General features: G+C 61.2%; 21 protein-coding genes. 4 read left to right on the top strand and 17 right to left on the bottom strand.

The annotated features are described in order from the left end of the window. Positions 1 to 6: 6 nt before the first annotated feature. From RGV33_RS16230 to RGV33_RS16200, 7 genes are read right to left on the bottom strand one after another with little or no spacing between them, the layout of a single operon-like run. Positions 7 to 798, bottom strand: a complete 792-nt coding sequence (locus tag RGV33_RS16230; protein ID WP_322145158.1) for a cyclase family protein — start codon at positions 796 to 798, stop codon at positions 7 to 9. Further along, entirely contained in the window at positions 795 to 1,772 is a 978-nt protein-coding gene (locus RGV33_RS16225) for a fumarylacetoacetate hydrolase family protein (RefSeq protein ID WP_322145157.1), read from the bottom strand. Before RGV33_RS16225 ends, RGV33_RS16230 begins: the two co-directional genes overlap by 4 nt. 35 nt (positions 1,773 to 1,807) lie before the next feature. After that, on the bottom strand, positions 1,808 to 3,037 hold the full coding sequence (locus RGV33_RS16220) for an MFS transporter (protein WP_322145156.1): 1,230 nt from the start codon (positions 3,035 to 3,037) through the stop codon (positions 1,808 to 1,810). Continuing rightward, on the bottom strand, positions 3,034 to 5,448 hold the full coding sequence (locus RGV33_RS16215) for an efflux RND transporter permease subunit (RefSeq protein WP_322145155.1): 2,415 nt from the start codon (positions 5,446 to 5,448) through the stop codon (positions 3,034 to 3,036). Before RGV33_RS16215 ends, RGV33_RS16220 begins: the two co-directional genes overlap by 4 nt. Beyond that, positions 5,445 to 6,488, bottom strand: coding sequence for a WD40/YVTN/BNR-like repeat-containing protein (locus RGV33_RS16210; protein ID WP_322145154.1), 1,044 nt, complete (start codon positions 6,486 to 6,488; stop codon positions 5,445 to 5,447). The genes RGV33_RS16215 and RGV33_RS16210 overlap by 4 nt, the downstream gene beginning before the upstream one ends. Beyond that, positions 6,488 to 7,837, bottom strand: coding sequence for a DUF1329 domain-containing protein (locus RGV33_RS16205; protein WP_322145153.1), 1,350 nt, complete (start codon positions 7,835 to 7,837; stop codon positions 6,488 to 6,490). The genes RGV33_RS16210 and RGV33_RS16205 overlap by 1 nt, the downstream gene beginning before the upstream one ends. 38 nt (positions 7,838 to 7,875) lie before the next feature. Further along, positions 7,876 to 9,522, bottom strand: coding sequence for a DUF1302 domain-containing protein (locus RGV33_RS16200; protein ID WP_322145152.1), 1,647 nt, complete (start codon positions 9,520 to 9,522; stop codon positions 7,876 to 7,878). A gap of 190 nt (positions 9,523 to 9,712) precedes the next feature. Here RGV33_RS16200 and RGV33_RS16195 point away from each other — a divergent pair, with 190 nt between their 5' ends. Further along, positions 9,713 to 10,639: a LysR family transcriptional regulator gene (locus RGV33_RS16195; protein WP_322145151.1), complete on the top strand. Its 927-nt coding sequence runs from the start codon at positions 9,713 to 9,715 to the stop codon at positions 10,637 to 10,639. A gap of 165 nt (positions 10,640 to 10,804) precedes the next feature. On the opposite strand, the gene RGV33_RS16190 is transcribed toward RGV33_RS16195, so the two are convergent. The 9 genes from RGV33_RS16190 to RGV33_RS16150 all read right to left on the bottom strand — a co-directional run bounded on the left by RGV33_RS16190 (position 10,805) and on the right by RGV33_RS16150 (position 21,399). Beyond that, the gene (locus tag RGV33_RS16190) at positions 10,805 to 12,334 is read right to left on the bottom strand and encodes an aldehyde dehydrogenase (NADP(+)) (protein WP_322145150.1); all 1,530 of its coding nucleotides are present in this window, start codon (positions 12,332 to 12,334) and stop codon (positions 10,805 to 10,807) included. A gap of 24 nt (positions 12,335 to 12,358) precedes the next feature. Further along, the gene (locus RGV33_RS16185) at positions 12,359 to 13,357 is read right to left on the bottom strand and encodes an ABC transporter permease (RefSeq protein WP_322145149.1); all 999 of its coding nucleotides are present in this window, start codon (positions 13,355 to 13,357) and stop codon (positions 12,359 to 12,361) included. Between the two features lie 26 nt (positions 13,358 to 13,383). Beyond that, complete coding sequence (locus RGV33_RS16180) at positions 13,384 to 14,805, bottom strand: sugar ABC transporter ATP-binding protein (RefSeq protein WP_322145148.1); 1,422 nt, start codon at positions 14,803 to 14,805, stop codon at positions 13,384 to 13,386. Positions 14,806 to 14,960: 155 nt separating this feature from the next. After that, the gene (locus RGV33_RS16175) at positions 14,961 to 16,049 is read right to left on the bottom strand and encodes a sugar ABC transporter substrate-binding protein (protein WP_322145147.1); all 1,089 of its coding nucleotides are present in this window, start codon (positions 16,047 to 16,049) and stop codon (positions 14,961 to 14,963) included. A 90-nt stretch (positions 16,050 to 16,139) separates the two neighbouring features. After that, the gene (rpiA, locus tag RGV33_RS16170) at positions 16,140 to 16,850 is read right to left on the bottom strand and encodes a ribose 5-phosphate isomerase A (protein WP_322145146.1); all 711 of its coding nucleotides are present in this window, start codon (positions 16,848 to 16,850) and stop codon (positions 16,140 to 16,142) included. Between the two features lie 40 nt (positions 16,851 to 16,890). After that, complete coding sequence (locus tag RGV33_RS16165; protein ID WP_322145145.1) at positions 16,891 to 17,730, bottom strand: MurR/RpiR family transcriptional regulator; 840 nt, start codon at positions 17,728 to 17,730, stop codon at positions 16,891 to 16,893. Beyond that, the gene (locus RGV33_RS16160) at positions 17,727 to 18,401 is read right to left on the bottom strand and encodes an HAD-IA family hydrolase (RefSeq protein ID WP_322145144.1); all 675 of its coding nucleotides are present in this window, start codon (positions 18,399 to 18,401) and stop codon (positions 17,727 to 17,729) included. Before RGV33_RS16160 ends, RGV33_RS16165 begins: the two co-directional genes overlap by 4 nt. A 10-nt stretch (positions 18,402 to 18,411) precedes the next feature. Beyond that, the gene (xylB, locus tag RGV33_RS16155; protein ID WP_322145143.1) at positions 18,412 to 19,911 is read right to left on the bottom strand and encodes a xylulokinase; all 1,500 of its coding nucleotides are present in this window, start codon (positions 19,909 to 19,911) and stop codon (positions 18,412 to 18,414) included. A 3-nt stretch (positions 19,912 to 19,914) separates the two neighbouring features. Then, positions 19,915 to 21,399 carry an NAD-dependent succinate-semialdehyde dehydrogenase gene (locus RGV33_RS16150; protein WP_322145142.1) on the bottom strand — a complete coding sequence of 495 codons (1,485 nt, stop codon included), beginning with the start codon at positions 21,397 to 21,399 and terminating at the stop codon, positions 19,915 to 19,917. Between the two features lie 287 nt (positions 21,400 to 21,686). Here RGV33_RS16150 and RGV33_RS16145 point away from each other — a divergent pair, with 287 nt between their 5' ends. From RGV33_RS16145 to RGV33_RS16135, 3 genes are read left to right on the top strand one after another with little or no spacing between them, the layout of a single operon-like run. Next, the gene (locus tag RGV33_RS16145) at positions 21,687 to 22,829 is read left to right on the top strand and encodes a fumarylacetoacetate hydrolase family protein (RefSeq protein WP_322145141.1); all 1,143 of its coding nucleotides are present in this window, start codon (positions 21,687 to 21,689) and stop codon (positions 22,827 to 22,829) included. Further along, on the top strand, positions 22,826 to 23,791 hold the full coding sequence (locus tag RGV33_RS16140) for a C-terminal binding protein (protein WP_322145140.1): 966 nt from the start codon (positions 22,826 to 22,828) through the stop codon (positions 23,789 to 23,791). Before RGV33_RS16145 ends, RGV33_RS16140 begins: the two co-directional genes overlap by 4 nt. A 10-nt stretch (positions 23,792 to 23,801) precedes the next feature. After that, positions 23,802 to 24,563, top strand: a complete 762-nt coding sequence (locus RGV33_RS16135; RefSeq protein ID WP_322145139.1) for an SDR family NAD(P)-dependent oxidoreductase — start codon at positions 23,802 to 23,804, stop codon at positions 24,561 to 24,563. Positions 24,564 to 24,670: 107 nt separating this feature from the next. Here RGV33_RS16135 and RGV33_RS16130 read toward each other — a convergent pair whose 3' ends face one another. Then, complete coding sequence (locus tag RGV33_RS16130; protein ID WP_322145138.1) at positions 24,671 to 25,297, bottom strand: dTMP kinase; 627 nt, start codon at positions 25,295 to 25,297, stop codon at positions 24,671 to 24,673. Between the last annotated feature and the right edge of the window lie 87 nt (positions 25,298 to 25,384).

Below are 25,384 nucleotides of genomic sequence, written 5' to 3'. Positions count from 1 at the left end.
CCGCCCTCACAGACAATCCTCAAAGATCGCAACCGCCCGAACAAAACCTGCCGAGGCGTGTTTGATTTTATAGGGGAAACACGACACCTCGAAACCATGAGCAGGAAGTAAGTCGAGATTGGCCAGTTTTTCCATCTGCCCGTAGCCAATGTCGCGCCCAGCCTTGTGACCTTCCCAGATAAGAGAACTATCTCCAGTGGCAGCAAAACGCGCACGGGTATAGCTGAACGGTGCGTCCCAACTCCATGCGTCAGTTCCCACTACGCGCACCCCGCGCTCCAGCAGATAGAGCGTAGCCTCGCGGCCGATACCCACGCCGGCATCGAGGTAGCCCGGCTGCCCAAACAACGCGCCGGCACGGGTATTCACCAGCACGATGTCCAGCGGTTGCAGCACATATTCAATGCGCTTGAGCTCAGTTTCGATCTCTGCAGCGGTCACTACATGCCCATCAGGTAAATACCGAAAATCAAGCTTAACTCCGGGTCGCAAACACCAATCCAACGGCAGTTCGTCAATGCCATAGGCCGGCTTGCCACCATCGGTGGTGGAAGCATAGTGCCATGGTGCGTCCATGTGCGTGCCGCTGTGGGTGGTTATGTTCAGGCGTTCGGCCGCCCAGGCTTCCTGGCCAGGCATGTCTTTGATGTTCAACCCGGGGAACATCGCCAACAGCTCATCGATACCGGCCTGGTGGTCCATGTAATCGATCTTCGGCAGCAACGGTGGCGGATCGGTGTAAGGATTGTTTTCGAGGGCGACGGACAGGTCCACCAGGCGACGATTACGTGTGCTCATGACAAGGCCTTCACTACGCGTTGGTCGATCGCACCGAACACCGACTGGCCCTCTGCGTCCAGCGCCTCGATGCGAATCCGGTCGCCAAAATTCATGAACCCCGTCAACGGTTTGCCCTGCTCGATCATCTCGATGGCGCGGCGCTCGCTGATGCACGCCGAGCCCACGGTGCGGTCGACATTGGACACGGTGCCCGACCCGATAATGGTCCCGGCCCGCAGGCGCCGAGTGCGCGCGGCGTGTGCGATCAGGTCGGCAAAGCTGAAGCTCATTTCCGCGCCGCTGGGCGAACCGAACCATGTCTGGTTCCAGCTCACGCTCAATGGCAGGCACACCCGCCCGTCGCGCCAGGCATTGCCGAGCGCATGCGGAGTGACAGCCACCGGCGAAAAACTCGATGAGGGCTTGGCCTGCAAAAAGCCGAAACCGGTGCTTACTTCATGCAGCAGAAACCCGCGCAGGCTCACGTCGTTGACCAGCAGCACAAGCCGTACGTATTGCAGCGCCTGGTCGACGGGGCAGCCCATTGGCACCTCGTCGACGATCACCGCGAATTCGCCCTCAAAATCAATGTTGTGGTTTACGTCCGGCAACCGCACATCGTCGCAAGGCCCGAGGAAGTCATCGCTGGCGCCTTGGTACATCAGCGGGATGCGTTGGTCTTTCATCGGCGCCAGATCGAAGGCTTTTTGCAACAGGTGCGCGTGATTGAGAAATGCCGAACCGTCACACCATTGGTAGGCGCGCGGCAGCGGTGCAGCGGCGAAAGCTGGATCAAAGGCAAACGCCTCGGGCGCGTTGCCCTGATTGAGTGCTTGATACTGCTGTCTCAACACCGGTTCGGCCAGAGCCCAGTTTTCCAGAGCCTGTTGTAAAGTTGCAAAGCGTTGCGCGATCACGGCGTGGCGCAAGTCCCGGGCGACCACTACCAACTGGCCGTCGCGCCGACCGTTTTTTAACGTAGCGAGTTTCATCATAGCCTCCTTCTAATGGGCAAACAGCGGTTGCATCAATGCAGCACCAAGTCATCGGCGACCTGAATCGGGTCTAGTAGGCGCCTCCCTGCAATGGCCGGAGCAATCAGCGACACCAACGCCGCCAGCAACAGCCCCCAGCCCAGCAGCGCTACCGCGCCAACTCGACCATCCGCCGCGCCAGACAGCGCCATCACCAATAACGGGCTGGCAAACTGACCGCCGAAAAAACCCGCGTTGAACAGGCCTGTACCCTTGCCTCGGTGCTCGATGCTCAAGGTCGACAGCGCCCAACTCAGCACCGTAGGTAACGCCAGGCCCCCGCCTAATCCGTTGACCATCACCGCGATGATGGCCGTGCGGTAATCCACCGCATTGGCCAGCATCAGGATGCCAGCGCCGGAGATCAGAAACCCCAGCGCCAGCAGCAAACCCGGCCCGAAGCGACTCAAGCGGCGGAACAGCAGCGCGCCGAGAAACACTGCCGAATGACCCAGGCCGATCGCCATGCCGATGCGTTGCGGCGAGTCGATGCCAATGTGTTCCAACAGGAAACCGGTTTGTACCGGCACGATAAAAAAGCCCAGCGCGACGAGAATCGTCATGCCACAAATCACCGAGAGCGAACGCAGCGGAAACTCACTGGTCTGTTGCGCTTGAACCACCGCACTGGCGCGGCGCAGAGGCTCGCTCAAGGCCAGATGCATCAGCGGCGCAAACACCAGGCCAACGATGTACAGCGCAAACGGCACGCGCCAGCCGTGCTCGCCGATAAGCCCGCCGAGCATGAAAAACGCGGTGGCCGAGAGCGACGTGACGATGGTCTGCCAGGAGAGCAATTGCATGCGCTTGCGGCCCTCGTAGTAGTCACCGATCAGCGCCGTGCAGCAGGTCATGATCGCCGCCTCCGCAAGCCCCAACCCGGCACGGCTGAAGAGGATCACGTTGAGGTCATCCAGCAACAACGGCAGCGGCCCGCAGATGCCATACAACAGCATCGCCAAGACCAAAAGGCGCTTGCGCCCGATGCGGTCGGAGAGCCAGCCGGCGAACGGCGAAAACAGCGCGATCATCAGCGCCGGCAATGTCAGCACGATGGGCACCAGCAGCCCGACATTGGCCGTGCCGGCGAAGTGGTCGGCGATACGTGGCAACACCGGTGCAATCAACACGCCGCCCAGCACCGGCAGGCAACTGCCCAGCAACAACAATGCGCCCGAACCGCGCCGACGCGGCACGGGAGCGGCTTGCGAGAACTGACTCATGAGGCTTTTCCTGTTGTTGTTATCGAGTGTTCAGAAGAGATAACCGCTGCCCGCGCGGGTAGCAGGAAGTGCGCCAGGGCCGGCAGCAGCACCAGCGCGCCCACCATGTTCAGCACAAACATGAACGCCAGCAGAATGCCCATGTCGGCCTGGAACTTGATCGGCGAAAACGCCCAGGTGGCGACGCCGACTGCCAGGGTCACGCCGGTCAGCATCACCACTTTCCCCGTAAACAGCAGCGCCTGGTAATACGCCTGGGACAGGCTGTCCCCGGCCTTGCTTCGCGCCAGCACTATGCTCATTACATACAGCGCGTAATCCACGCCGATGCCTACGCCCAGCGCAATCACCGGCAGGGTCGCGACCTTGACGCCGATGCCCAGCCACACCATCAGCACTTCGCACAAAATAGAGGTGAGCATCAGCGGAAGAATCACGCAGACCACCGCCGCCACCGAACGGAAAGTCAGCAGGCACAGCACGATCACCGCGCCGTACACCCAATAGAGCATGTCGTGGTTGGCCTGCTTGACGACGATGTTGGTCGCGGCCTCGATTCCGGCATTGCCGGCGGCCAGCAAAAACTTCACATCCTGAGTGTCGTTGGCCTGGGCGAACGCTTGCACTTCGTCCACCAGACGCGTGAGCGTCACCGCCTTGTGGTCGCGTAGGTAGGCGTAGAGCGTGAGGGTGTTGCAGCTCTGATTGAACAGCTCGCGCGGCGCCCGCCCGGTGATCGAATTGAGCAGCGCCTGGTTCTGCGTCAGGTCGTACCACTTCGGGTTGCCTTCGCTCATGCCCACCAGCAGGCTGCGGTTGAGGCTGGCCAGCGAGGCAGTGGCCTCCACGCCCGGCAGTTGACGTAGGCGCCACTCCAGCGCATCCACGCGCATCAGGGTGGTGTAGTCGGAGCAGGTGCTCTCGGGCGTACGCACGATCACCGCGAATACATCGCTGCTGGCGCCGTAGTGCGCCACCATAAACCCGTTGTCGCGGTTGTAGCGTGAGTCGGCACGCAGCTCCGGCGCGCCGGCGTCGAGGTCGCCGACTTGCAGTTGCTGGCTGATCCACCAGCCACCACCGCCGAGCAATGCGCTGACGATCAATGTGACCGTCGCCCAACGGCGCTGCGTGAAGCGATCCAGAAACGCCCACAGCGCATGCTTTTGCCCGTGCCGGGCGGCCTCTTCACTGCGCAGGCTGCGGGTTGCAGCGCGGGCGCTGACCCCGCAATAGCTGAGTAGAATCGGCAGCAGGATGAGGTTGGTAAACACCAGTACCGCGACGCCGATGCTGGCGATCAACGCCAGGTCTTGAATGACCTTGATATCGATCAGCATCAACACGCCGAAGCCCACCGCATCGCACAACAACGCGGTGAGGCCGGCGAGGAACAGCCGCCGAAAGGTAAAACGCGCCGCTACCTGGCGGTGCATGCCGCGCCCGATGTCTTGCATGATGCCGTTCATTTTCTGCGCGCCGTGGCTCATACCGATGGCCAACACCAGAAACGGCACCAGCACCGAATACGGGTCAAGCTCAAACCCGAGTAACGCCACCAAGCCCAGTTGCCACACCACGGCAACCAACGAACAGGCCATCACCAGCAAGGTGCTGCGCAGGCATCGGGTGAACACGTAGAGCATGAGAGTGGCGATCACGATCGCTGCGGCAAAAAACAGCAGCACCTGGCGCAAGCCCTCGATCAGGTCGCCCACCACTTTGACGAAACCGGTGATGTGCAGGGTCAGCCCCTGGGCCTGGAACTCGCTGCGCAGTTGTTCCAATTGTTGCGACAAGGCGCTGTAGTCCAGCGGCTTGCTGGTTTGCGTGTCGATGTCCATCAAGGGCACAAAGATCAGGCTGGAGTGGCCGTCGAGCGCGATGGTCTGGCCGATCTCACCCGAGCGCGCGGCGTTCAGGCGTACGGTTTCCAGGCTGTCGGGCGAGCCGTCGTAGTCGTCGGGGATCACCCGACCGCCCTCCACGCCCTCTTCGGTCACGGCCATCCAGCGCATGTTGGGGGTCCACAGCGACTTCATGAAGGGCCGGTCGACACCCGGTAACAGGAACACTTTGTCGTTGAGACGCGCCAGCAACTCCAGGTAGTGCGTGTCGTAGATCGAACCGCCCGGCGCTTCGACGGCGATGCGCACGGCGTTGCCCAGGCCAGTGAGTTCCTGTCGGTTGGCCAGGTAGTTGGCAATGTAGGGGTGCCCGGTGGGGATCATTTTTTCGAAGCTGGCGTTGAGCCCCAGGCGCGTGCTCGCGGCGCCCAGGCCGAGGGTCAGCAGCAGGCACAGCCACAGCACTAGCCCGCGATGGTTGAACAGCGCGCGCTCGACCAGCGAACCGGAACGACGGTCGAATGCCTTGAGATTCTGTAGCGCGGGATTACTCAGATCAGTCATTGCGCTTTCACCTGTTCCACGCGCTGGATGCCCCGAGCGCCTACCGTGATCCATTGGCCGTCTGCCGCCTGGGTAAATGACGCCACGGCGCTCGACTTCCCTTGCTCACGCAACGCAGCGCCCGGCGTGCAGAGCAGCAAATGGCCGCTTTGGTCGGCGAGCAGCACGCCCACGCCGCCCAGCGACCGCGCGGCCATCACACTGCTGTTGAACGGATTGCTCACGGCTTGCCAGTGCTCGCCTTGATCGCTGCTGCGCCAAACGTTGCCCTTCAAGCCGGCAACTAAAACCTCGCCGCCCGGAGCCAGGTCGATGGCAAAAAAACTGCCGTCATAGGGGAGGCTCAAGCGAGTGAAACTTGCGCCGCCGTCCGCCGATGTCCACAGGCTGCCCTGCTCGCCGGCGATGTAGATGCGCGAGCCCCGGGCAGCGATTGCGTACAGGTGATTGCCTGCCGGATTGGGCAGGCGGTCGACCCAGGAGTGCCAGGTGGCACCGCCGTCCGTGGTGTGCAGGATCAGGCCGAAAGCGCCCACCACGGTGCCTTCGAGCTCGTTGCTGAAGTTGACTGCCAGCCAGGGTTTGTCGGCGCCGTCGGCGACGAACCATTGAGCAACTTTGAGCTGCAGCTGATTGCCCGCCGGCACCGCATCAAGCACTTGTTGCGCGGCGAGTTTGCCGTCCAGCTGAAGCGTCCAGTGCTCACCGGCATCGACGGTGTGCAGTACCACGCCCGCATGCCCGGCTGCCCAGCCTTGCAAGGCCGTCGCAAAGCTCACCGACGTGAGGCTCACGCTGGCAGGTACCGAGGCTTGGCGCCAATGTTGGCCGTTGTCGTCCGAGAGCAGAATCAGCCCTCGCTCGCCGACGGCCACCAGGCGGTTGCCGGCGCGGGTGATGTCGATCAGCACCGCTCGTTCCGGCGCGCTGACCTTGAGCGCCGGGCGCAGCAAAACATCGCTGACCGGCGCATCAGCGGCCTGGGTTGCCAGGCTCACACCGAGCATTCCCAGCGCCAGCCAGAACGGATAACCAGGCATCAACGCACACCATCGGCAGCCAGGCCGTCCGGGCTGAAATCACTGTCGGGGAACGGTGCGACGACGTCGTTGTGCACGCGTTTTTCGGTGACCACGTTGTGAGCCATCCACGCACCGGTCTGCAGGTCGTACTGGCCGTACAAACCACGCACCAACCCCGGCAATTGCGGCATCAGGTACGGCAGTTGAAAGTAGGTGCGCCACAGTTGGTGGTTGGCATCCCAGCTGTCGCCGAGTACGGCCATCCAGGTGTCTTCGTCTACGTAGAAGCGGCGCTTGGGCATGCTGTGGCGTTTGCCGGCGACCAGGTTGCCTTCAATCACCCACACGCGATGCAGTTCCCAGCGCATGTGGTCGGGGTTGAGGAAGCGTTCGCCGAGGATCGCGTCGTCTTTGGCCGGTTGCAGGATCTTGTTGCTGTTGTAGGGAATCAGCATTTCCTGCTTGCCGACTATCTTCCAGTCATAGCGGTCGAGCGGGCCGGTGAACACCGAGACCTCGTCGAAGTTGGCCACGCCGGAACTGGTGGGCGTGGGCGTGTCGTAAGACGACACCGGCAGCTTGCGCACACGACGCTGACCGGCCAGGTAGACCCAGGATTGCGGCCCGCCGTTGGCGTAATCCAGCGGTTCACGGCCCAGCAAGGCTTCACCGGCACGTTGCGGCGGGCCGAGGTTGACCAGGCGTGTCATCCAGTACACCCCTTTGTATTCGGGTTTACCGTCCTGGAAGTAATACGGCATCTCGCGCTGCGCCTGTACTGTGGCTGACAGAATGCGCTGGCCGCTGGCGGTGATCACGTACACGTTGTAGTCGTTCCTCCAGGCCACGCCGCGCCAGCTCAGGTGATGGTTCCAGATCACTTCGGCGCCGGTGGTCGGAATCGGGAACGGTATGCCGCCACTGGCGCCTTCCAGCGTGTTGCCCTCATGGGTGAGGTGCGCGGCCGTGGCGTTTTTCAGGGTGTTGTCGTAGACCCATTGCGGCGCGGCGGCGGTGCGCCGGCTCGGGTACACGTCGATGCGGTAGGTCGGGTATTTGGCGAACAACGCTTTTTGCCCGTCGCTGAGTTTGTCGGCGTACTGCGCCACGTTTTGCGGGGTGACCGAGTACAGCGGCTTGTCACTGGCAAAGTAGTCCGGCAGGCGCGGGCCCGGGTTGATGCCAGCCGGAACCTGGGCAAAACCCTTGTCCCATGCGGGAATACTGCCATCGGCGTTACCGGCGCGCTCGGCGCCCAACGGCGTCAGCGTGGACTTGAGTTGCTGGGCCTGGGCATCAGTTGCAGCCCAGCCTGCGGGCGCAACAGCCACCAACAGACCTGCAAGCATCAACGGTTGGAATTTCATGAAACGCACCTCTATTTATTGTTGTTGTGCAGCCACGGTCAAAATGATCGCTGGACGGTGAAGGCGATAAAGTCGCGGTCCTTGAGCGGTTGCCCATAGGTGTTGGCGTTGTGGCTATCGAGGAAGTTGTCGCTGCCGCCGATGTAGTGCGTGTAGTTGAGGCCGGCCTTCCAGGTTTGCAGGTATTCAAGCTGCAGGCCGATGCTCAGATCGCCGCCTTTGTCGCCCACGCCGTTGTTGAATTTGCTGATCACCGACGAGCGCCCTTTCGGGTTGTAGCCCAGCCCCAGCGGCACACTCAGGTCGACGCCGGGGTACACCTGGAAGAAGTTGGGGGTGAAGCTCATGCGCAGTCCCCAGGCATCGCGCTCGCTGTTGGGGTCGAGCGCGGCAGCGTTTTTGGTGATGCTGGTACGCCGGTGCCAGGCCACTTCACCCGCCAGGCTGGCGGAATCCCAAATGCCGTTGCTGTTGAACGAGTAGAGGCTGGAGAGCTGGGCATGCAGCGAGTTGCCCACGGCGTACAAGGCATGGCTGTCGTTGTCTCCCAGGCCCGTCGGGTTAGCCTGGGACACGCTCACCAGCGGCGTATTGCGCCGTACCGAGACTTCACCGGCAACGTTGGCATCGCCCACCGAGGTGCTGAAGCTGGCGCCAAATGCGCGAATCCCTTCGGCGTACACCAATTGGTATTCGCCCAGTTGACCGGTCAACGGGTTGGGGCCGCCCGGATTGGCGCGGGTATAAACCATCGGGTCCTTGGCGTGGTAGCGGATCGCATAGAGGCCAAAATCGGTGTTCCAGTCTTCAGGCGAAAACCGCAGCGACAGACCGTACTGGCCCTTGTCGTCCGCCTTGATGTCCTTGCCGTGGAAGAACGCCAGCGGTTGTTGGTTGGGGCCGATCGGGCCACCCACGATCAAGCGTTCACCGCCCTCGCCCACCACATCCGAGGTGGAAAAATAACTGCCTACCGCGGGGATGCGGTTCTCTTCCCACGCAAACTGGTAGTACGCCGCCACCGAGACGTTCGGCCGCAACTGGACCTGCCCGGAGAATTGATTGACCGGGCGAATCAGTTCCTTGAACGGCGTATTGGGCACCGAGGTGGCCTTGATGATGTCCACCGGGGCCTGCCCACCCGCAATGCCATTGGCCCCGAAAAACAGGCTTTCGCCCCACAACACGGTGTGCCGGCCCAGGCGGAAGCTGGTGGGCAGCTCGCCGACGTTGCCCTTGCCGAAGACAAACGCATCGAGGATCTCGGCATTGCTGCCGTGCAGCTTGCGGGTGTCGTCCGTGAAGTGGTCATAGCGCACTGAGCGCTGATTGGCGGTGGCCGGGGAGTCGTTATCGTTGCCGCCTTCGTACACGCTGTCATACCAACCGGCCGCACTCACGCGGGTGCCGAAGTTGTTATAGCGCGCATCAAATTCAGACAGGATATTCAGCCTGTTGGAGATCAGGCCCTTGTTGAAGTTACGGTCACTGTCGTCCTGGTTGACTGTGCTGACGAGCTTGCTGTCCCGGTCTTTGACACGCCAGGCAGCGTTGTACTTGAGGGTGTTGTCCCACCGCAGGCGCAGGTCGGAGTCACCAGTGTCGATTTCAAAAGCGCCCGCGTGAGGCAGGCAGCCAACTGCGGCCAGCGCAGTAGCCAGGGCCGCCGCTTGGCGGCTACTCATAGGTATCCGTCTCATCTGTACCAACCTCTGACTTGTTATTTTTGTCTTGAAAGGTCTGTTGCGAAGCTGCGCTCCTGCAGGCTCTGGATCAATCATAGGGACGGTCAAACAATCCGAACAATCGATTATCGGGATGCCATCCATCCATAAAAAGTGATACAACGCACCACGCTCACCTAGAGGCAAGACCATGCGTTTTCATCACCTGGATTTAAACTTGCTGGTGGTGCTCGATACGCTGCTTACCGAGCAGAACATCACCCGCGCCGCCGCGCGCCTGAACGTCAGCCAGTCGGCGGCCAGCGGCCTGCTCGGGCGCCTGCGCGATTATTTCGATGATGAGTTGCTGGTGCAGGTGGGGCGCAAGATGTTGCCGACGCCACTCGCCCAAGGCCTGGCCGAGCCGGTGCGGCGGGTGTTGCTGGACATTCAGTCGACCATCGTCAACAAGCCCGAATTCGACCCGCTGACCTGCAAGCGGCACTTCAAGCTGATTGCCACCGACTTTGTGACCACGGTGATTCTCGGCCCGCTGGCGCAGCGCCTGCAGCAACGCGCGCCGTACATCACGCTGGACATCCAACACGCCTCCGATCACTACAACCAGATGCTTACCCAGGGCGAAGTGGACTTTGTGATCATGCCGGACCAGTACTTGTCCGACCTGCATGCCAAGGAGTTGTTATTTGAGGACGACTACCAGTGTGTAGTCTGGGCGCAAAACAGCCAGGTGGGTGAGCACCTGAGCCTGGAAGGGTATTTGAAGCTGGGCCATATCGCGGTCAACTTCGGCAGCGCCCGCGAACCAAGCTTCAGCGAAAAAATCCTGCAGGGCTACGGCCAGGCCCGTCGTGTGGAGCTGACTACCAGCAGCTTCAACACCGTGCCTCACCTGTTGGTGGGCACTCAGCGGGTGGCGGTGATACCCCGCAGCCTGGCGACCCTGTACGGCGACTTTTTGTCATTGCGCGCACTGACGCCGCCGTTTGAACTGCCGCTGCTACGCGAGTTCACCCTGTGGAACAAGGTGCTCGACAGTGACCCGGCCCATCGTTGGATGCGTAATATGCTTCAAGAGTCAGCTACGGAATACACGCTGCGCACGTCTTTACCTTAAATTGAGTTCAATGACGCTGAACGGCCACCACCGGTATTGCCGGGTTTAATGGCTGCAAAGCAGTTGAATCTATGGCTATCGCAAAAACCGTGGCAAAAGCTTTGTGGCGACGGAACGACACAAGCCCCAAAAAACTTCGTTTACCGCCGCCAATCTCAACGCTTGCTATGGCGCCGACAAGTACCGCAAATCCAAAGGTAATAACGTGCTCGGAATGTTCTGATAGCTGACCGGCCGAAGGAATCTGCGGATAGCCATGGTGCCCACTGAAGTGGCGCCAAAGTTGGTCGACGCCGGATACGGCCCGCCATGCACCATCGCCTCGCTCACCTCGACCCCCGTCGGGAAACCATTGGCCAGGATGCGCCCGGCCTTGCGCTCCAGAATCGGCAGCAGGCGCCGGACTTCATCGGTATCGGCCGCATCCATATGGAGGGTGCAGGTCAGTTGCCCCTCAAGCGAACGCGCCACCTGCAATAACTCATCAACATTCGCCACGGTCACAACCAGGCCAAGCGGGCCAAACACTTCGTGCCCGAGTGAGGCATTGGCCAGCCATTCGCGGCCCGTTGTGGCAAACAGATAGGGCGTTGCCTGGCGCAGCTCACAGGTGGTGGTCAGCACCTCGCGCACACCGACCGACTCCGCCAGCCGATCACGCCCGGCCCGATAGGCCGCGGCAATTCCCTCGGTAAGCATGACTTGCGCGCCCACCGGTCCCAGCGCCTGTACTACCGCCCGGATAAACGCAGTGGCCTCCTCGCCCTCGACCAGCACGGCAACCCCCGGGTTGGTGCAGAACTGCCCGGCGCCCTGGGTCAGCGAACCGGCCCAGCCCCTGGCAATCTCCAACCCACGTTCGCGTAAGGCGTGAGGCATCAGAAACATCGGGTTCACCGAGCCCAACTCACCATAAAACGCAATCGGCTCAAAGCGCTTGGCGCACAGGTCGAACAGCGCCCGGCCTGCGGCAAGCGAACCGGTAAAGCCGACCGCCTTGATCAGCGGATGCTGCACCAGGCGCTGCCCCACCGCCCGGGAGCCTCCGTGGACAAGGCTGAACACGCCTGGGTGAACCGCACATTTTTCAATCGCAGCGTGAATCGCTTCGGCCATGATCTCACTCGTCCCCGGGTGCGCCTCGTGCCCCTTGACCACCACCGGGCAACCGGCGGCCAGCGCAGAGGCTACGTCACCTCCCGCAGTGGAGAACGCAAGGGGGAAGTTCGACGCCCCAAACACCGCTACAGGCCCGAGGGGACGCTGCATCAATCGAATGTCCGGACGCGGCAGCGGCTGACGATCCGGCAGTGGCACGTCATGCCGGCGGTCGAGGTAATCGCCCGCCAGAATATGCGCGGCAAACAGCCGAAGTTGCCCTACGGTGCGCCCACGTTCGCCCTGGAGCCGTGCCTCGGGCAAGCCGGTTTCCAGTGAACCGATGGCGGTGATCGTCTCGGCGCGCGCCTCGATTTCATCGGCAATCGTATTCAGAAACGTCGCCCGCGCTTCCCGCGTCGAGTAGCCAAAACTCCAGAAAGCCTCCTCGGCCGCTTCACAGGCCCGGTTCACCAGTTCGACGCTACCGGCCGAAAAGTCACTGACCGGGCCGTGGGTAGGCGCGTTGGAAAAGGTCGTGTCGGTCGCGACCCACTGCCCCGCGATAAGGTGCTTGCCGTGCGCAGTAAAAGACATTGGCGTTTCCTGAAATGGGTTGAGTTAACCGAAATAACGCACGCGAATGGCGTCGATGGCGACCGCGATAAAAATCATCACGCCACCTATCATGCCGACGTAGAACGAAGGTACATTCACAATGGCCAGGCCGACCTGGATGACCGTCAGCAGTAACACACCGCCCAGTACCCCCTTCACGTTGCCGCGCCCGCCAAACACACTGACGCCCCCGATAATCGGCGCCGCAATGGCATAAAGCAGGTAGCTGGAGCCTTGGCTCGACGTAATCGCCATCTGCCAGGAGGCCAGCAGAAAGCCTGCCAGCGCGGCCAAAAAGCCTGAAATGGTGTAAGTGATGATCTTCACCCGGTCCACGCGAATACCGGCGGAGTTCGACGCAATCGGGTTACCGCCCACCGCGTAGATCGAACGGCCCAGCACCGTGCGCCGCAGCACGACGCCCATCACCACCAGCGCCAGCAGAAACACCACCGGCATCAGCGGCCAGCCATCAATCGTCACCTGGCCGATCCAGATATAACCGTCGGCCATGTTGGTCAACGTGGTGCCCTGGGTCAGGGCCAGCAAGGCGCCTTGCAAAATGATCATCATCGCCAGGGTTTCAATCAGCGAGACCATCTTCAGGCGAGTAATGCACAACCCGTTGAAGAACCCGATCAAGGTGCCCACCAGCAGGCCGATGGCCACGGCCAGGTACCACGGCAAACCCCAGCTGGAGTAGGCCAGTGCCCCCACCGCCGAGGAAAATCCGGCATTGGCCGGGATCGACAGGTCGATTTCCGCCACCAGCAGCGGCAACGCTACCGCCAACCCCAGGGTGCCCAGCACCGTGGCCTGCACCATCACGTTCTGCAGGTTGAACAGGGTGAAGAAGAACTCGTTGAAGGCACCGAACAGGGCCACCAGCGCGATCAGCCAAATCCACACCACATTGTGTAAAACCCAGCCCAATACAGCGGGGCCGTTGACTTTGGTCGCGGCAGGCGACACCCGGTTGACAGGCCTGGCGATAGTTTCCATTTCGGCGTCTCCACTCTTATTCTTTTTCAACTGCTGGATCCTTGTACGGATGCGCGAATGCGCTCGACGGTGATGTCCTCTCCCGTCAATGTTTCCTTGATCGTGCCTTGGTCGAAGATGCACACCCGGTCCACCGCGCGTACCAGTTCATCGGTGTCGCTGGAGACGATGATCACCGCTACGCCGGCATCGCTGAGTGCGTCGATGATGCGCAGCACGTCCTGTTTCACCCCCATGTCGATGCCTCGGGTCGGCTCGTCGACCATCAGCAAGCGTGGCCGAGTGGCAAGCACCCGGCCCAGGCAGACCTTCTGCTGGTTGCCGCCGCTGAGGGTGTTGACCGAGTAATCCGGGTTGGGCGACTTGACCCCCATCGCCGTAAAATAGTGATCGATCACCGAGGTTTCAGCCTGGGTGTCGATGAAACCCAGCCGGGTCCGTGCGCCCAGTGAGGACATGGCGATATTGCTGCCGATCGACATCTGCCCTACCGCCCCGTCCTTGCGCCGATCATCGGAGAGGTAGGCGATGCCCGCCGCGAAGGCGTCGCTGGGAGACCTGGGCAACGGCCGCACGGCCTCGCCATTGATCGAAAGCGTGCCCATCGACGGGTGCAGCCCGAAGATCGCACGAGCCATTTCCTTGGCACCCGCGCCCGGGAGGCCGGTGAACCCCACCACTTCGCCGGGGGCAATATCGAGGCGTTCCAACGCCAGGCATTTGCCCCGCACACCGCGCAACGAAACCGCCGGGGCCTTGCCGTCATGGTCACGGCGCTTGCGCTGGAACAACGCCACGCCGTGGCCAATCACCAATTCGGTGAGCTGCTCGGAGGTCAACGCGGTGAGGTCATCGCGCGTGCCGGCCAGGCTGCCGTCACGCAACACGGTGACCGCGTCGCAGATCTCGAGAATTTCGTCGTTGTAGTGGGAAATGAAGATGAAGGTCACGCCTTCGCTTTTGAGGCGCAGCATGAAGTCGAACAGCTGTCGCCGGTCGACCACCGTCAACGACGCCGTTGGTTCGTCGAGAATGATGACCTTGCCCCCGGAAAACATCGCCCGCAGGATGTTCAGCTTGCGCCGCGCCACCGCGTCGAGGCTGCCGGCCAGGGACCGGGGGTCGATGCCCGAACCATCGAGCATCCGGGCCGCATCGGCCCCCAACTGTTTCCAGTCGATCAGCCCGTTACGGGTCGGCCAGATGCCCAGCATCAGGTTTTCTGCCGCCGTCAGGTTGCCGATGATCATCGGCTCCTGGGTCACCAGAAACACCCCGGCCTGCTCCATCGCCTTGACGTCAACCTGTTTGAGCACACGCCCATCCAGCAGGATCTGCCCGGAGGTTGGGATGACCTGGCCCGAGATGATCCCGACCAGCGTGGACTTGCCCGCGCCGTTTTCGCCCAGCAGCCCATGGATCGAGCCGCGACGAATCTGCGTGGACACCCCCGCAAGGCGTGCACCGGGCCATAGCTTTTGGCGACGTTATCGATCGCAAGAATCGTGTCGGCGGGCGTTGGGTGTAAGGTCATTTTATTGTTCTCACCATCACCATGTCGCAGAAACATCGCAGCAGAGGTTCACTCTGCAACGACAGCCCATCACTTGGAGGACACACCCCACACTTTCTCGGCGACGTAGCCCCAGTGGCGTTTGTCGTCGGCGTTTTCCGGGGTGATCAGGAACGCCGGAATAATCAGCGCAGGGCCGGTCTTGCTCTGCACAATTTCACCGGTCTCCCAGAAGTAATCCTTGTTCTGGTAGGTGCCCAGGGGAACGGCCTCGCCCTTGAGCGCGTGCTTGGTGATCATCTCGACGGCAATCTGGCCGTAAGCCACTGGGTCCTGGGACACGCACCCGTCCATGTAGCGGTCCTTGATCCACTCAAGGGCTGCCGGCTCGCCATCGATGTTGATGAAAATGACATGGCCTTTTTCACCGATTTTCTTCCAGCGGTCTTTCTGTTTCAGGGCCGCGACGATACCGCGCGAAGGTGAGTCCGAAGGGGCATGCACCGCGTCCAGGTCGGGGAATTCCGAGAGGGTGGACAGCGTTACCGATTGCATTTTGTCCAACTGGCCTTCGGTCGGCCGGGCCAGGTATTTGATCTCTGGGTACTTGGCAAATACCGAGTCCATACCTTCCTTGCGCAGGCGCCAGGCCACCGACGCCAGGGCGCCGAAACAGTTGAGAACCGTGCCTTTGGGGCTACCGTATTTGTCCACCAGGCGCTTGACGATTTCTTCGGCGGCCATCACGCCACCCTTGAAGTTATCGAAGCTGACGGTGATCGCCACATCGCCGCCGTCGGCCGGGGTATCAATGATGCCCACCGGAATCTTGCGTTGGTTGTAGCGCTTGATCGCCGAAACAATCGCCTGGCTGTCGATGGGGTCACTGATGATCGCCGTCGGCTGGGACAGCATCAGGCTCTGCCACTGCCCCAGCTGGGTGGTGGTGTCGAAGCTGGCGTTGGTCGCCTGGAATTTTCCGGAAAGTGCCTGCACGGCTCGCTTGACTGACTCCTCCTGGATCACGAAGAAGTAGTAGTCCAAACTCTTGTTGGAGTAGGCAATCGACAGTGGCGTCGCTGCAAAGGCGCTGCGCCCAAGCATCGCGCCCAACCCAAGGACTACACCGCCAGCCAGCACGTTACGGCGGCTTACGTTTGATAGATCGACTTTTTTCATGGAAGTATCTCCGACTTATTATTGTAGGTTTAATACTGTCTTTCGCCTTCTTTCACGCAGGTGCAGCCTTGCTCCAGGCAGCGGATACAGTTATCGCATCCGCACGTAGGAAGACCCGTCGAAACATCCCACCACCATGCCCACCGCCTCTCGGGTGAACAGGCCGTTTTCCACTACGCCAGGAATACGGTTGAGTTCGATCTCCAACGGTGCCGGGTCGCTGATGACCGGGCCACAATGGCAATCGAGAATAAAGTTGCCGCTGTCAGTGACCACCGGTTCAGCGTTGCGCAGGCGGCGGATGATGTTGACCTCGGTAATGCCCTGCTCTGCCAATACCCGCTTCACCAGGCGCTCGGTCTGCTTCCAGCCAAACTGCACCACTTCCACCGGCAGCGGGAACTGCCCCAGGCTATCGACGATTTTGGTTTCGTCACACACGCAGATCATGCGTTTGGAGGCGTGGGCAATGATCTTTTCCCATAGCAAGCAAGCACCGCCACCCTTGATCATGTTGAACTGGCGATCAATCTCGTCGGGGCCGTCGACGGTCAGGTCCAGCTCACCGATTTCGTTCGGGTCGGTAATCTCGATGCCCACTTCACGCGCCACGTCGTTGGTGGAGCGGGAGGTGGTGGTGCAGGTCACTTGCAGGCCTTCGGCAACCAGCTTGCCCAGTTCACGAACGAAGAAGTGCGAAGTGGTCCCGGAACCGAGGCCCAGCTTCATGCCGTCGTGCACGAACTCTTCGATCACTCGGCGCGCCGCGACTTTCTTGGCTTCGTTCTGTTGGTTACTCATTTACGCCTCCTACTTGGGCAGTGTTCCCACAGGCTGTGGGTCAAATCTTGTCGGTTCGCCATGAGTCCAAGGCGGTCAGTTGGTCGGGGAACTGACTGCCACTTGCAATCGCAATCGCCGCGACCAGCATGTTGGTCACCAGGTGATGGTTGAGCCGCGACGCCAGGGGCGTCATCAGCTCGGTATGTTCATAGGGCTTTACCGCGATCAGCACGTCGCTGACCTTCGCCAGCGGGCTGTCATCGGCAGCAATCGACACCACTTTCGCCCCGGCCTTGCGTGCCGCGATGGCCACATCGACCATCTGGCGGGTGTGCCCCGACTGGGAAAAAATCAGCGCGACTTCGCCGGCACGTGCGCCTTCGGCATGCATTTCCTGGCGCTTGCCACCCAACAGGGCCTGGCAACGCATGCCCAGGCGCTGAAACTTGTGCTCGGCGTCCAGCGCGTTGACCACGGAAATGCCGGTGGCGTAGATCCCGGTCCAACTGGCGGCCAGCAACAGGCGGGCAGCGTCGGCGACTTTTTCCGGCTGAAGGTCTTCCTCCAGCCGCTGGATCGCGTTCAGCGAATTGCGGCAGGTCTTGCGCACAATGTTTTCGATGCTGTCATCAGGGATGATTTGCTCGTAGGCAAACGGCGCCGACGGCACCAGGCTCTGCACCAAGTGCAGCTTGAATGCCTGGTAACTCTCAAAACCAAAACGTCGGCAGAACCGCATCACGGTCGGGTCGCTGACCGCACAGGTTTCCGAGAGCTTGGCCATGCTCATTTGCAGGACCTTGGCCGGCGAGGTAGAGACAAAGTTCGCCACCCGTCGCTCGGCCCGGTGCATGTCTTTGCTTTCATCAATAATGCGTTGCAGCAAACTGTCGCTCATATCCGCTCCTTGGCGATTTGTGGGCTGCGTTGTAACAGATCAGCCAAACGGTTCAAGCGCTGCTCACGAGAAACTTCCACATTGGGACCACCGCCCCAAGGCACTGCAAAAAACACCACGCCCGCCGCCTGCGCCGTCACCTGGTCCACCCGGGTGTCACCCACATAGGCCCAGGCCTGGTCTACCAGGTTCATGGCCTCGGCCACCGCGAGCAGGTGCCCGGGGTCCGGTTTGCATGCCGGTACCGCGTCGGCGCCCAAGGCCACGTCGAACAACCCGGCCAAGCCCAGCTGCTCCAGCAACTTGCCGGTGACGGCGTGGTTTTTGTTGGTGCAGATCCCCAGGCGTATCCCCGCATCGCGCAGTGCCTGAAGGTCGTCACGCACATGCGGGTAAAACCGCGTACTGCCCGCCGGGTCGTCCATGTAAGCCTGCAAATAGCCGTCAAGCGCGCGCTGCACCTGCTCCTCGTCATAAGCAATGCCGAGGTCTTCGAGGATGTCGACGATCAAGCGCCGAGGCCCGTTGCCGAGAAAACTTTCGACATGCACGGGGTCCAGTTCAGGCCAGTCGTTCAGCGCAAAGCCGACATTCAGGGCTTTGGCGATATCGAATGCGCTGTCGATGAGCGTCCCGTCAAGATCGAAAATGAGCGCGCTATAGACGGACATGAAAAGACTCCTAATCAAAAAGAGGGGCACCGAGCTCGACAAAGGTTTCCCTGAGCGTCGGATAAAGACTGTGATAGATGCGATGCGCCTGAGCGAAGACCTCGGCCGTGGCCGCATCCGGTGCCTGGCGCGTAATCGCCCGGCAGCTTGCCGCCGCGCTGGCCGAATCGGCCCACACACCCACGGCCAGCCCGGCCACCAGCGCGGCACCGAACGCGGCCCCTTCGGCGGCACCCTCGGTGGTCAGTACATCGCAGCCGAAAATATCCGCCTGAAGCTGGCGCCACAGCGGCGAACGCGCGCCGCCGCCGGAGGCTTTGATCACACGGCCGGCAATGCCCAGTGGCTGCATCAGCGCGTGCATGTCGGCGAGCGCGTGCACGGCTCCCTCCATCACGGCACGCGCCATGTCGCCACGGGTATGACGGCCAGTCAGGCCAACGAAGGCCGCGCGCAGTTCCGGGTCTGGATAGGGGCAGCGTTCACCGTTCAAATAAGGCAGGAACAACAGGCCATGGGCGCCCGGCGCGCTGTCGCCCGCCTCGGCCATGACCTGATCGAACGAAGCACCGGCACAAAAGGTGTCGCGGAACCAGTTCATCGCACCACCGGCATTCAAGGACACGCCCATGCAATGCCACTTGTCCGCCGCGACGTTGCAAAACACCTGCAAGCGACCGTCGGGGTTGTCCTGAGGCGCATCCAGGGCCGCCGCGAGGATCCCGGCGGTGCCGATGGTGGTTTGCAATTCGCCCGGCGCAATCACCCCGGAGCCGATGGTCTGGATCACCGAATCCCCCCCGCCGCCGGCCACCGGCAAGCCTACGGGCAGGCCGAACAACTGCGCGCCTGTCGCACTGATGCGGCCCGAAATCACTTGGGACTCAAACACCGGCGGCAGCAAGACCGGGTCAATCCCCAGCGTCTCGACCAGCCCGGTCGCCCATTGCCGCGAGCGCACATTGAACAGCCCGGTACCCGAGGCATCCGAGACTTCGCTGGCGACCTCGCCGGTCAGGCGCAGGCGCAGGTAATCCTTGGGGTTGAGCACGCAGGTCGTGCGTGCAAACAGTTGCGGCTCGTGGCGTTGCATCCAGAGGATCTTGCCGCCGGTGTAACCCACCAGCATCCGATTATTGGTGGCCGCCAACAAACGCTCGATGCCACCCGCAGTCTCGGTGATCCATTCACATTCGGCGGCGTTGCGCTGATCGTTCCACAGGATTGCCGGGCGCAACACGCGCTGCGACGCATCCAGCGGCACCAGCCCGTGCATTTGCCCGGACAGCCCCACACACAGCAACTCCACTCCGGGCGTCCTGGCCAGCACGCCGGCAATGGCGCGGCGTGCGCCTTCGATCCACAGTTCAGGGTCTTGTTCAGTCCAGCCGGGCCTGGGTTGCGAGAGCGGGTACATCGCCGTGTCGGTAGCAATCACCGCGCCGTGGATGTCGAGCAGCAATGCCTTGCAACCCGAGGTGCCTATATCAATGCCAATGAGTGCCTGCATGGCTCAATTCCCTACGCCATGGTGCAGACGGACATGCTTGAAGTTGAAGTACTCCAGCAACCCTTCGCGACCATGCTCGTAACCCACACCGCTCTGTTTGCGGCCACCGTAGGGCGCATTCATGATCCCGGCGTCGACGTTGTTGATGGCCACGTTGCCGTAGTCCAGCCGGGCTGACAGCGTATGAATCTCGGTCAGGTCGCGGGTATAGGCGTAAGACGCCAGGCCATAGGGGGTGTCGTTGGCCAACTCGATCGCTTCGGCCAGGTCGTCGAACGGTGCAACACCCACCAGCGGGCCGAAGGTTTCTTCGCTCATGACCAGCATTTGATGCGTGCAATCGGCGACGACGGTCGGGCGCATAAAATGCCCCTTCGCATATTCCGCGCCTTCAGGCGCCTTGCCACCGGCGATCAAGCGAGCGCCCTTGGCCAGTGCGTCCGCCAGGTGCGCGCGGGTTTTATTCAGGGGTTCGGCGGAGGCCATCGCGCCGAGGTCCGCGGCTGGATATTCCAAACCGTTGTGCACACTCAGGGCATCGGCGGCGGCGCCCAACTTGCTGAGGAATGCCTGGTAAAGAGAGCGGTGGACATAGATGCGGTTGATGGCGATACAAATCTGCCCGCAGTTACGAAAGCTACGGCGGGCCGCGCCTTTCACGGCGGCGTCGAGGTCGGCGCTGGCCGTCACCACCATCGGGCAATTGCCACCCAACTCCAGCGACAGGCGCTTGACCTGCGGGCAGGTGCGCTGGATATGCAGGCCCACGGCGCTGGAGCCGGTAAAGGCCACTTTGCTGATCTGCGGGTGTTCAACCAAGGCTTGTCCAACGTGTGAGCCCTTGCCGGTCAACACATTGACCACGCCGGCCGGAATCCCGGCTTCCATGCATTTTTGCGCAATCGCCAATGCGGTATAGGGCGTCAATTCGGCGGGTTTGATCACTATCGTGCAACCCGCCGCGAGGCTGGCGCAGAGTTTCCAGCCCACCAGCTCTGCCGGGTAGTTCCACGGCGTAATCGCCGCAACCACACCGATCGGTTCACGCACCACAAGGCTCTGGAAACCTGGTTGGTCATTGGGCACGATCTCGCCGTGTACGCGGGTCGCCTCCTGCGCATAGAAGTGGCAGGCCTCGGCGAGCTTGAGCACTTCGCCCTTGGCCTCGTTCACGGGCTTGCCTTGTTCTGCCGTCATGATCTGCGCCATGTTCAGCGCATCGGCACTGATCAGGTCGCCCAACCGATGCAGGGCACTGGCGCGGGTTTTCGGTAGCTCGCGGGACCAGGCGGTAAAAGCGTGATGGGCGCCAGACACCGCCTCTTCTATTTCCTGCGCGGTGGCGGCTGCGATGTGGCCGAGCACTTCGCCTGTCGCCGGGTTCTCCACCGGCAAGCGGGCGCCAGCGCCTTGGCGCAATTCACCATTGATGAACAAAGCGCCTTGCAGCGCGGCAATCGACTCGGAGAGAGAATTATTGTTATGCATGGGACTGCTCCGTCACCTATCTCTGCGGTTGAACCACTGACTTAATTCAAAAATATAGTATTGCTAGCTTTTTGCAATAGCCCGCCGAAAATTCATTCCTCTCGGCTGCGCACTCAAATGGATCGCTTAAGGCTGAAACACTTAATATTCGTCTTAAATTTCAATATATTAGTGCTTAAAAGCAGGTTTTTACCGAAAAAAAATGATTTCTTTCATGCGAGATGGCTTGACCGTGATTAAAATCAAAACGTAGCATTACTAGATATCAACAATAAGGAAACCTGCTCATGCTGCCCATCTCACTTAAAAACGCCAAACTGGTCGGTCGGGTCTGGCTTCCCGGCAAAGGCCCCTGCGTGGTTATCCTGCGGGAAAACGTGCTGATCGATGTCACCTCGTCAGTGGTCTCGATGGCCGATTTTCTCGACAGTAATCCCGCCGAACGCTACGACACACTTTCCGGCGAACCCGTTGGCGACCTCGCCGACCTGATCCTTGAACCCTCCGAGATGGGCTATCACTCAAACCGCCCATGCCTGCTGGCGCCCTGCGACTTCCAAGCCTTGAAAGCCTGCGGCGTGACCTTTGCCAGAAGTATGGTCGAACGCGTGATCGACGAGCGAACTGCCGGCGACCCGGGCCGCGCCAACGAATTGCGCGCGCTGATCGGCTCGCTGATCGGCGATAGCCTGTCCAATGTTCAGGCCGGCTCGCCAAAGGCCGCCGAAATCAAGGCCGCCTTGATTGCCGAAGGGTTGTGGTCCCAATACCTGGAGGTGGGCATCGGTCCCGACGCCGAGGTGTTCACCAAATCCCAGCCCATGGCGGCAGTGGGTTATGGCGCACAGGTCGGTATCAACCGTATCTCGCAATGGAACAACCCTGAGCCGGAAGTGGTACTGGCGGTGGACAGCCAAGGCAACATCCGCGGCGCCACCCTTGGCAATGACGTGAACCTGCGCGATGTTGAGGGCCGCTCCGCCCTGCTGCTGGGCAAGGCAAAAGACAACAACGCTTCCTGCTCGATAGGCCCGTTTATCCGCCTGTTTGATGAACACTTCACCCTCACCGACATTGAAAACGCGACCTTGACCCTGTCGGTCAGCGGCCTCGACGGTTTTGAGATGTCCGGCGGCTCCGACATGGCCGAGATCAGCCGCAAGCCGGCCAACCTGGTGGCGCAGGCGTGCAACGACTCGCACCAGTATCCCGATGGCTTCATGTTGTTCCTCGGTACGATGTTCGCGCCGACCCAGGACCGCGAGAAAAAAGGTTCCGGCTTCACCCACAAGCCTGGCGACCTGGTGAATATATCCACACCGCTGCTCGGCACCCTGCGCAACACGGTGGTCTATTGCGACGAGGCAGCGCCATGGACCTATGGCACACGCGCCCTGATGCGCAACCTGGCAAAACGGGGGTTGTTATGAGTCAGCCAAACCTGAAATTCGTGGTCACCGACCAGGCCTTCGGCAATACCCGCCATGAACAGGCTGCCGCCGCCGCCGCCGGCGCTGCATTCTTTGAACACCAGTGCCGCACTGAAGATGAAACCCTGGAAGCCGTGCGTGGCGCGCAGGCCGTGTTGAATAATTTTGCGCCGATGACCCACCGCGTAATGGAGGCGATGGCGCCGGGCGCGGTGGTAGTGCGTTACGGCGTCGGGGTGGATAACGTCGACCTGGCCGCCGCCAAGGCCTTGGGCATACGGGTGTGCAATGTGCCGGACTACGGGGTTGAAGAAGTGGCCGACCACGCCGCCGCCATGACCCTGGCACTGGCCCGCAAGCTGGATTATTACGGCGCTGGCATTCAGGGCGGCGAATGGAAAATCGCGCAGATGGTCGACGGCATACGCTCCTTGCGCGACACCACCGTCGGCCTGATCGGCCTGGGCCGTATTGCCCGTGCCTACGCCGCGCGCATGGCGGCATTCGGCTGTACCGTCGTCGGCTATGATCCCTACGTCACCAACCAACAGGCTCGCGCTGCCGGGATTGAACCGATGTCACGCGAAGAGGTGATCAACTGCGCCAACGTGTTATCACTGCACGTGCCACTGACGCCCGAGACGCGCCATGTCATCGACGCTGACGCCATCGCTCGCATGCCCAAGGGCGCTATCCTGATCAACTGCTCACGCGGTGGGCTGATCGATGAAGTGGCGTTGGCTGCCGCGCTGGTCAGCGGGCACCTGACGGGCGCCGGGCTTGATGTGTTTGAACAAGAGCCCCTGCCCGCCACTTCGCCCCTGCGCACAGCGCCGCATGTGCTTATGTCGCCGCATGCGGCCTTCTTCTCGGACGCGTCAGTGGATGCACTGCAACGACTGGCCAGCGAAGAAGCCCTGCGTGGCCTTCGTGGCGAAGCCCTGCGCTGCCCACTGACCTGAGAGACCGACGATGAACTACCGTGAAAAACAATCGTTGAGCGGCAAGCTCGCCCTGGTAACCGGGGCTGGCCAAGGCATTGGGGCGGCCATCGCCGAGGCGTTGGCCGCCACCGGCGCCGAAGTCATCTGCACCGACATTTTGAGTGAGCGCGCCCAGGCTACCGCGCAGGACCTGAACGCCAAAGGCTATAAAGCGCGGGCCGAAGCGCTGGACGTGACTGACAGCGCAGCGATCAACACCCTGGCTGCCTCCCTGCCGGCGCTGGACATATTGGTGTGTAACGCGGGAATCGTTACCAACACCCCCGCTGAAGCAATGACCGATGAGGAATGGGACAAGGTCATTACCGTCAACCTGACGGGCGTATTCCGCACGTGCCGCGGCTTCGGGCGGCGAATGCTGGAGGCCGGGCGCGGCTCAATCATCAATATCGGCTCGATGTCCGGGCTGGTGGTGAACGTACCCCAGCCGCAGTGCCACTACAACGCATCGAAGGCAGGCGTGCATCAGCTGACCAAGTCGTTGGCGGTGGAATGGGCAAAACGCGGCGTTCGGGTCAACGCCGTAGCCCCCACGTATATAGAGACGCCACTGCTGCACGGGCTGGAAAATCAGCCGGGCCTGATTCAGAAGTGGCTGGACATGACGCCCACCGAACGGATGGGGCAGCCCCATGAAGTCGCTTCGCTTGTTCAATTTCTTGCATCGGATGCGTCCAGCCTCCTGACGGGTTCAATCATCACGGCCGATGCTGGCTATACATGCATATGAGGTTATGTTGCAGCGACTCGTTGTCAGGTGGGCCGTCCGGGAGCCGAGGACACAAGCTCTCGTACTGGTACGAGCCGCCTTGCGGGCTGTCCTCGAAAGCCGGTGATCTAGTAGTCAGAGGCAAGCGCAAGGACTTTATAAATCCGGGAAACTACTTGCAGTGTTGCGTCCTCAATCGATCCTTCGTTGCGGCATAAAACCCAATTGTGATCCGCCACTGCTTGCTCGAACGCCTTAGTACACGCGACCTGTTCTTCCAGCTTATGGATCACGGTACTGCTCAGTCCTCGCCGCCGTGCGACTGCCCTCGCCCATGAAGTTTCTGGCGCGGTCACAACCCCCACATGCAGGTCTGGCACTCGCACGTTTCGCTCAATGTTCAACTGTAGAATCTCGGCAAACGGGAGTATCCGGCGAAACGCGGCGTCAGACGGGTACCAGCGATCAATCAACACGATGCTGCCTGCTGGCTGTTCAGGCAGTACGTGTTGGGAGATCCAGGCACGGCTGTCTGCAAGGCGCTCACAAACCTTTAACTCCAAATCGCGGTCAGGGTTCCTGACGAGTCTGTTAACGAGGGCCATGGTTTCAGCCCTGTAGGGATCGCTTTTTTTCTCGCACAGTCGGATCACCTTTTTGTCGTCGGCCCTCAGTACTTTCGTAATGGCTTCCAACAGCGTGGTTTTGCCGGTTCCCTTGGGCCCATCCAGCGAAATAAACAGCTGACGATTCATTGGATCTCCGGCCAGAACGCTTCAGCATTCAGCACATTTAAAATGCTGGAGGCTATCACTATTGCGATTTGTATGTGGCAAGGCGCG

It is taken from the genome of Pseudomonas sp. Bout1 (assembly GCF_034314165.1).
GTDB lineage: Bacteria > Pseudomonadota > Gammaproteobacteria > Pseudomonadales > Pseudomonadaceae > Aquipseudomonas.
This window is presented reverse-complemented; position numbering and strand designations above follow the sequence as displayed.

Coding starts and splice junctions, on each gene's coding strand:
- RGV33_RS16230 (WP_322145158.1), bottom strand. CDS start 798: ATGAGCACACGTAATCGTCGCCTGGTGGACCTGTCCGTCGCCCTCGAA.
- RGV33_RS16225 (WP_322145157.1), bottom strand. CDS start 1,772: ATGAAACTCGCTACGTTAAAAAACGGTCGGCGCGACGGCCAGTTGGTA.
- RGV33_RS16220 (WP_322145156.1), bottom strand. CDS start 3,037: ATGAGTCAGTTCTCGCAAGCCGCTCCCGTGCCGCGTCGGCGCGGTTCG.
- RGV33_RS16215 (WP_322145155.1), bottom strand. CDS start 5,448: ATGACTGATCTGAGTAATCCCGCGCTACAGAATCTCAAGGCATTCGAC.
- RGV33_RS16210 (WP_322145154.1), bottom strand. CDS start 6,488: ATGCCTGGTTATCCGTTCTGGCTGGCGCTGGGAATGCTCGGTGTGAGC.
- RGV33_RS16205 (WP_322145153.1), bottom strand. CDS start 7,837: ATGAAATTCCAACCGTTGATGCTTGCAGGTCTGTTGGTGGCTGTTGCG.
- RGV33_RS16200 (WP_322145152.1), bottom strand. CDS start 9,522: ATGAGTAGCCGCCAAGCGGCGGCCCTGGCTACTGCGCTGGCCGCAGTT.
- RGV33_RS16195 (WP_322145151.1), top strand. CDS start 9,713: ATGCGTTTTCATCACCTGGATTTAAACTTGCTGGTGGTGCTCGATACG.
- RGV33_RS16190 (WP_322145150.1), bottom strand. CDS start 12,334: ATGTCTTTTACTGCGCACGGCAAGCACCTTATCGCGGGGCAGTGGGTC.
- RGV33_RS16185 (WP_322145149.1), bottom strand. CDS start 13,357: ATGGAAACTATCGCCAGGCCTGTCAACCGGGTGTCGCCTGCCGCGACC.
- RGV33_RS16175 (WP_322145147.1), bottom strand. CDS start 16,049: ATGAAAAAAGTCGATCTATCAAACGTAAGCCGCCGTAACGTGCTGGCT.
- rpiA (WP_322145146.1), bottom strand. CDS start 16,850: ATGAGTAACCAACAGAACGAAGCCAAGAAAGTCGCGGCGCGCCGAGTG.
- RGV33_RS16165 (WP_322145145.1), bottom strand. CDS start 17,730: ATGAGCGACAGTTTGCTGCAACGCATTATTGATGAAAGCAAAGACATG.
- RGV33_RS16160 (WP_322145144.1), bottom strand. CDS start 18,401: ATGTCCGTCTATAGCGCGCTCATTTTCGATCTTGACGGGACGCTCATC.
- xylB (WP_322145143.1), bottom strand. CDS start 19,911: ATGCAGGCACTCATTGGCATTGATATAGGCACCTCGGGTTGCAAGGCA.
- RGV33_RS16150 (WP_322145142.1), bottom strand. CDS start 21,399: ATGCATAACAATAATTCTCTCTCCGAGTCGATTGCCGCGCTGCAAGGC.
- RGV33_RS16145 (WP_322145141.1), top strand. CDS start 21,687: ATGCTGCCCATCTCACTTAAAAACGCCAAACTGGTCGGTCGGGTCTGG.
- RGV33_RS16140 (WP_322145140.1), top strand. CDS start 22,826: ATGAGTCAGCCAAACCTGAAATTCGTGGTCACCGACCAGGCCTTCGGC.
- RGV33_RS16135 (WP_322145139.1), top strand. CDS start 23,802: ATGAACTACCGTGAAAAACAATCGTTGAGCGGCAAGCTCGCCCTGGTA.
- RGV33_RS16130 (WP_322145138.1), bottom strand. CDS start 25,297: ATGAATCGTCAGCTGTTTATTTCGCTGGATGGGCCCAAGGGAACCGGC.